At 62.5% G+C, this 6043-nt stretch carries 8 protein-coding genes and 1 pseudogene; 2 read left to right on the plus strand and 7 right to left on the minus strand.

What is annotated here, in order from left to right; all coding sequences use genetic code 11:
- The 3 genes and pseudogenes from VGH54_RS09330 to VGH54_RS09340 all read right to left on the minus strand — a co-directional run.
- Positions 1-195, minus strand: a pseudogene (locus VGH54_RS09330) (MFS transporter); the annotation flags it as partial.
- 188 nt (positions 196-383) lie between these two features.
- Positions 384-1022 carry an FKBP-type peptidyl-prolyl cis-trans isomerase gene (locus VGH54_RS09335; protein WP_414688683.1) on the minus strand — a complete coding sequence of 213 codons (639 nt, stop codon included), beginning with the start codon at positions 1020-1022 and terminating at the stop codon, positions 384-386.
- 141 nt (positions 1023-1163) lie between these two features.
- Entirely contained in the window at positions 1164-2387 is a 1224-nt protein-coding gene (locus tag VGH54_RS09340; RefSeq protein WP_331511667.1) for an NAD(P)/FAD-dependent oxidoreductase, read from the minus strand.
- 124 nt (positions 2388-2511) lie between these two features.
- On the opposite strand from VGH54_RS09340, the gene VGH54_RS09345 reads away from it, so the two are divergent.
- Complete coding sequence (locus VGH54_RS09345; protein ID WP_331511668.1) at positions 2512-2940, plus strand: cellulose-binding domain-containing protein; 429 nt, start codon at positions 2512-2514, stop codon at positions 2938-2940.
- 64 nt (positions 2941-3004) lie between these two features.
- Here VGH54_RS09345 and VGH54_RS09350 read toward each other — a convergent pair whose 3' ends face one another.
- Both VGH54_RS09350 and VGH54_RS09355 read right to left on the minus strand, forming a co-directional pair.
- Entirely contained in the window at positions 3005-3376 is a 372-nt protein-coding gene (locus tag VGH54_RS09350; RefSeq protein ID WP_331511669.1) for a DUF732 domain-containing protein, read from the minus strand.
- 341 nt (positions 3377-3717) lie between these two features.
- Complete coding sequence (locus tag VGH54_RS09355; protein ID WP_331511670.1) at positions 3718-3879, minus strand: hypothetical protein; 162 nt, start codon at positions 3877-3879, stop codon at positions 3718-3720.
- A gap of 274 nt (positions 3880-4153) precedes the next feature.
- Between VGH54_RS09355 and VGH54_RS09360 the strand changes: the two genes are divergently transcribed.
- Positions 4154-5026 (plus strand): FkbM family methyltransferase, encoded by an 873-nt coding sequence (locus tag VGH54_RS09360; protein ID WP_331511671.1) that lies wholly within the window; start codon positions 4154-4156, stop codon positions 5024-5026.
- 131 nt (positions 5027-5157) lie between these two features.
- Here the strand turns inward: VGH54_RS09360 and VGH54_RS09365 are convergent, their stop codons facing one another.
- Together VGH54_RS09365 and VGH54_RS09370 are read right to left on the minus strand one after the other, a co-directional pair.
- On the minus strand, positions 5158-5289 hold the full coding sequence (locus VGH54_RS09365) for a hypothetical protein (RefSeq protein ID WP_331511672.1): 132 nt from the start codon (positions 5287-5289) through the stop codon (positions 5158-5160).
- Between the two features lie 73 nt (positions 5290-5362).
- Entirely contained in the window at positions 5363-5782 is a 420-nt protein-coding gene (locus VGH54_RS09370) for a MerR family DNA-binding protein (protein ID WP_331511673.1), read from the minus strand.
- Between the last annotated feature and the right edge of the window lie 261 nt (positions 5783-6043).

Consider the following 6043-nt stretch of genomic DNA (forward strand, 5'->3'; position numbering starts at 1 on the left):
CAATCCGAAGCCGATGGTGCCAATGGTGTAGCCCAGCAAGAAGATCGAACCGATGTAGCCGGCTTGAGCCTCGGTGATGTGCAGCGTCTGTTTGATTTCCGGCAACACCAGGCCGTAGATGTTCACCGCATACGAGTCGAATCCGTAGCCCAGGCCCGCTGTTACGGCAACGAAGAGCGCCTGCCTGAACGTCACGGGGGAGACTCGGGGGACCTGGACGGGGATGCTGCCGACGCTCAACGCCACGCGTGGACGGTATGCAACAACGCAGGTCTACAGAAGAGTCGCGATCGGCGTGATTGAAACGAAGCGCGCGACCCGCCTCTCAATCCGAATGCGGCAGCTGCCTACTCGCTCCTACGGGAGTGGTAGGCAGTCTAAGCTCAGCTTCCGGCGCTGAGGATTTTGATCGCGAAGATCAGGCTGTCGCCCTTCTGAATGCCAGCTTGAGGCTGACCTTCGGGATAGCCGTCCGCTGAGGCCATCGCGACGCCGACAGTGGAACCGACCTTTTGTCCCGCGATCGCCTTCTGAAAGCCCGGCACCACACCGTCGAGCGGGAATTGGGCCGGTGTGCCGCGTTCGTAGGCGCTGTCGAACACTTTGCCGTCGCGTCCGTTGACACCCATGTAGCAGACAGAGACTGTGGCGGTGGGCGCCACAACGGGTCCGTCTCCGGCGTGCAGCGTGTGTACCGCGGTTTCGGTGACGCTGAACGGTGCCGTCACGGTCACTAGCGGTGCGGCCGTATCCGTGGAGCCCGTCAACGCGACGCTGCCGGTTGCCCCGCTGAGGGTCCAGTCCGGTGTTCCGCCATCACCCGGCGCTCGGGTGGGGCAGCTGCTGTCTGCGGTCGCGGGTGGGGGCGAGGCCGGCGACAAGGCTTGGGTGAAGGCAGGCACGGTCGTGGATGTGTCTTTCGACGAAGCTGGCTTGTCGGAGCTGCACGCGGCAAGCGTCACGACAGCCGATGCGGCACAGATTACGAGCCCGACCGAGGAGTACGTACGCAACGAGTTCACGGTCGTCACGCTACAGCCGCGGGTTTCGCACGATGTCTTGGCGTCGAGCTCAGCGCCCGAGGTCGGAAGCGTGAACCGCTCCGTCGATGAGGGGAGTGGTGGGTCGATGATCGACTGAACTTCCTCCGACTGCGGGTTGGCTCAACGCCCACGCGCCGGGCGGGCTTGCAGCTCAGGCGCGGCGGCGGCGAGGATCTTCGCGCGGTCGCCGTCCAGCGGAGGATAAATCCGTTCTGTGTTGATGACACGCTTGGTGGCCTTGGCTTGGGCGCCGTGCGCCACCACCCGCCGATCCCAGCCTTCGGTATACAGCGCACCTGCCGGCCCCAGGTCGAGAACAGTTACGTACCAGGGGATACGAAGCTTAAGCATCGGCTCACCCAGTAGGTCGCTAACGACGTTGTAGCCCGCATACCGCCCCATCGGCCGTCCGTGCTGACACGACATCACCGACAGGTGCTGATCGTCCATCTTTGCCGCCGCAACATCCCCGGCGGCAAAGACGCCCGGCACGCCGACCACCCGGAGATAGTCGTCGACCGGCAGCCGCCCCAACCGATCAAGCTCGGTCCCGAACAGCGAAGTCAGCGCGTTAGCCCGCATGCCGGCGCACCATACGACCGTGGCGGCTGCCACCCGCTGCCCGGTGGACAGCGTCACACCCTCGGCGTCGACGGCCGTGACACCGACGCCGGTCAGCGCCTCTACACCGTTAGCGGCCAGCGCCGCCTCAATCAGCGGACGCGCGGAGTCGCCCATATCGGAGCCCACGAACGGGTTGCGGTCGACCAGCAGCACCCTCGGCGTGCACCCGTCACGGCCGGAAAGCAGCTCGGCGAGTCTGCCGGGTAGCTCGCAGGCGGCCTCGATCCCGGTCAGTCCCGCTCCAACCACTACCGCGGTCGCCGCGCCGGGCGCGGTCGGGCCATCGGCCAGCGACGCGAGATGCCGGCTCAGTCTGCTCGCCTGGTCGTAGGTGTCGATGTCGAAGCCGAATTCGCGCAGACCGGGTAGCTCGGCTCTGGCCACAGAACTCCCCACCGCGAACACCAGCCGGTCATAGTCCTGGGTGCCAAACCCATCAGCGCCTGAGAAGACGATGGTGCGTGCGGCGGTGTCGATCGCCGTGACGTCAGCGGTGATGTGCGCGACACCAGCCGGGTCCAACACAGCGCTCAGCGGGATGCGGCACGCGGTCAGGTCGGACTCGTAGTTGCGCACCCGGATGTCGTGGAACGGCTGCGAACTGATGACGGTCACGCCTACATCGCGCGCGGGGATATGCAGTTCGTCGAGTCGACGTGCCGCTCCGACCGCGGCCCACAGGCCAGCAAAGCCGGAGCCGAGAACGACGACACTTTCCACGGCCGCTCCTTACCCACCTACATCGAAGCTAAGATTTCGTGACGGTTTCAGTTGAGCAAAGGTACTGCAGCTTACCCGTGGCGCGAGGGCCGATATCGCCTGTTTCGCTTTAGTGTTGGCCGCTATGGCGGGATTGGACAATTGCGTGAAGCGCTGGCGCACAGCGCTTCACGTAGCCGTGTCGGCATTGATAGTTGCCGTCCTCGGACTCGCTATCACCCCAGTAGCTCATTCGGCCGCGGCCACGGCAACGTTGTCGGTAGAGCATGCGTGGCAGACCGGTTTCATCGCCCACTTCACGATCACCAACTCGAGCACGGTGCCGCTAACCGATTGGCGTCTCGAATTCGACTTGCCGGTGGGCGAATCCGTCTCGCACACGTGGAATAGCACCCTCACACAATCTGGCACGCACTATGTGCTCACGCCCGCGAACTGGAATCACACCATCGCACCTGGTTCTTCAGCCACAGGTGGTCTACGAGGCGTGCTGACCGGGTCCTACTCGCCGCCGACGAATTGTCTGCTCAACAGGCAATATTTCTGCACCTAGAGGCACGCGTGCGACCGGAGTGCCCTGTCGGAGTTGGCCCTTTTGTGTTGCAGGCCAGCCGAGTTCAGCTGGTGCTGTAAGCCCAATAGTCGTACGCGGCGGGCACCGGGCACAACGAGTGGTACGCGGCCAGCACGAACTGACCCGCTTCGCCACTGGTTAGCTCTGGATGATCCCGCACGAGGTCCGCGGCCACCTGCGTACCCACGACGTGGGCATTCCACAGTTGCCAACACACCCTGTAGCCGTTTTCCAGCATCGCAGGATCCGTTCCGGTGACACCGGCTGCCCGTGCGGCGGCTAGGAAGTTCGGGACGGCGCCAGGTTGCGGTGCCCCGACAGAGCCGACCGTATTGACCGGGTCGGCGCCCGATGGCGCGGCCAGACCGATGGAGATGATGGCTCCAACGGCGCCGAGCAGCACTTTTCCGATCATTAGCGATCTCCTGTTTGCTTTCTGTTTACCTAAAAAGGTACCACAGTTCATGTCAGGGACGCCTGTGCTTAACGCTGCGTGCCGCATTCGGTGGTTTCTAACTGCCCGTTGTTCATGCCAGCTCGAAACGGCTTGCCGCCGGCGTCATATCAGCCGAGGTGATCGCGGCGGGGAAGGTCGCCTTCGTCAGCGAAGCGGCTATCGCCGAGACTGGGGGATCTGCACGTGACCCAAAGTCGTTGGGCAACAACCGAAAACGGGATGCCTTACTGGTAACCCGGCATATTCGACTCCTGCATATTCCTCCCGGATGGGCCGCCAAGAGCTGAAGGACCGCAGTCTCAAGCCGGCAGTCCGACGGCGGCCCATAACGTGCGGATGCAGAGGTTGTGGGGTTGTTGGCGCGAAATGGTTGGGTTGTCGATCCAGACGAGGATCGCGGTTTGCACGAAGCCGAGCCAGCTGGTGACGGCGAGCGGCGTTTCGGTATCGATCGGGATCACGGCGGCCAGGCCGGTTCAACACCCCAGGGTTAGATCAGATGAACCCCCTACACGACGCGACCGTGGACCCGGCTATCGACGGCAAACCGCAACACAGCTACGCGCAGCGTTGATGCCCGAGTTGCATCGCGCTCCAGCAACCGGACATAGCCTGGCTCGCGCCAGATCTGCTCTATGGTGGACCTCTCGTGGGTGTGTACGCAGCCACCGTCTGCACACAGGACCGAGTCCTAACGGCGCAGGCTGTCTCTTAAAGATTCGAAGGTGACGTGGGTTGCAGACATTTCTCAAAGACTGCCGCTGGGGGCGTTTCCTGTTGTTACGCGGCGACATGATCAGTGCGTACGCCGACGTGTACGGCGAGTGGAGCGAGCTAGAGGTGTCGCTCTACCGACGATTACTCAAACCAAACAGCGTGGTGATCGAGGTCGGCGCCAACCTTGGCCTGCACACCGTGCCACTGGCAAAGATCACACCGTCGGGCCACGTCATCTGCTTTGAGCCGCAGCGGCCTATCTTCAACATTCTGTGCGGCAATCTTGCGCTCAACAACCTGATCAATGTCGATGCACACAGAGTGGCAGTCGGTGCGCGCCAAGAGCTCGTCGTCATCGAGTTGACCAACTACGACACCCCGTGGAATTACGGCGCCTTCTCTATCGACGCGGGTTTCAGCGGCGAGGGATGCTTTCCCGGCGAGCTGACATCCGATCGGACTGCGGTCGTGGTACTCGACGAATTCCCGCAGACCGCAGACCTTCAGCACCTCGATTTGTTAAAAGTGGATGCCGAAGGATTCGAGCTGGCCGTGCTGCACGGGGCTGAGCGGCTCATCGCACGCACACGACCAACCCTGTTTGTCGAAAACAACAACCCCGCTACAGGCGACAACCTAATTCGGTATGTCCGCGGACTCGGTTACGACTGCTACTGGTACTGCACTGCGCGCTTTAGTCCCGACAACTACAACGGTGTCGATCGATCCGCGCCTGTCGTAAGTAACGGCGTCTCGTGGAATCCGTTCGGTCTTGACATCAACATGGTGTGCTTTCCCGCCAGCGCTCGACCGATCAGCGGCCTCCCCAAGGTCGGTACCTTCGACCAGATTGTTCACGGCGGGGTGCCGATAGTCGAGAAGCTTTCCTGACCCCACCGGGGTGGCGTGAGCACGCTATAACTCATCGTCCAAAATGCTGTGCCACAACCGAACACAATCGCCTACTGGTAACCCTCCATATTCGATTCGTGCATATTCCTCCCGAGCAGCGAGGGGGAGTTTTAGGCCTGGTCGATGTAGACGTCGAGGCCCGCCATGATTTGACCCAAGGGGGAGAGCGCCGGGTCGGGATGGCCCGCGTTGAGGAGGCGTTCGCCTTCTACCTCGATTACGGCGGCGAAGAACGCCTGCAAACGAGAGCCGTTTTGATTTGTACGGTGGGTAGCGTAGCGGGCTGATCGTGAGCGCTACCTCTCCGAGGTCACCTCACGTAGCGGATTCGGGTTCGTCGATGGCGCGGCAGATGGTGGGCGTGTCGTCAGCACAGCAGTCGTCGGCTCGTCGCCGAGTGCTGGTAAGTGACCGGCGCAGGCTGAGCAATTCGGTTACTGTGGCGTCGATCTCGCTGATCCTTTCCTCGAGCATGTCGCGGACGGCGGCGCACGGCGGGGTCCCGCCGTTGCGAATGGCGAGTATTTTGCCAATGTCGGCTAAGTGGAGGCCGAGCTTGCGGGCTCGCCTGATGAACGTCAACAGTTCAACGTCGTGGTGATCGTAGAGCCGATAGCCTGCCGGGGTTCGGCCCGCAACGGAGAGCAGGCCTTTCGCCTCATAGACTCGCACCGCTTTGCGGGTAACCCCGGCAGCCGCGGCGGCTTGCCCGATGGTCAACGTGGATGCTGGCATGATTCACGCTCCTTTCCACATCGCAGTATTGACCTTGCCCCAGGGGCCGGGTTCTAGCGTGAAATTACCTGATCCACACCTCATTGAGGAGACCGCAGATGCCATTAGCCCAAGGAGAGGTCTACCACTGCCCCGACACCCAGTGCGGGTGTGAAGTGACGGTGACTAAGCCGGCCCTGCCTGACTGTCCTGACCCAGAGGCCCTGACCTGTTGCGGGAAGACCATGATCAAAACGGCCACCTGACGCGTTTGTGAGCCTG

The sequence above is a fragment of the Mycobacterium sp. genome (assembly GCF_036488105.1).
GTDB lineage: Bacteria > Actinomycetota > Actinomycetes > Mycobacteriales > Mycobacteriaceae > Mycobacterium.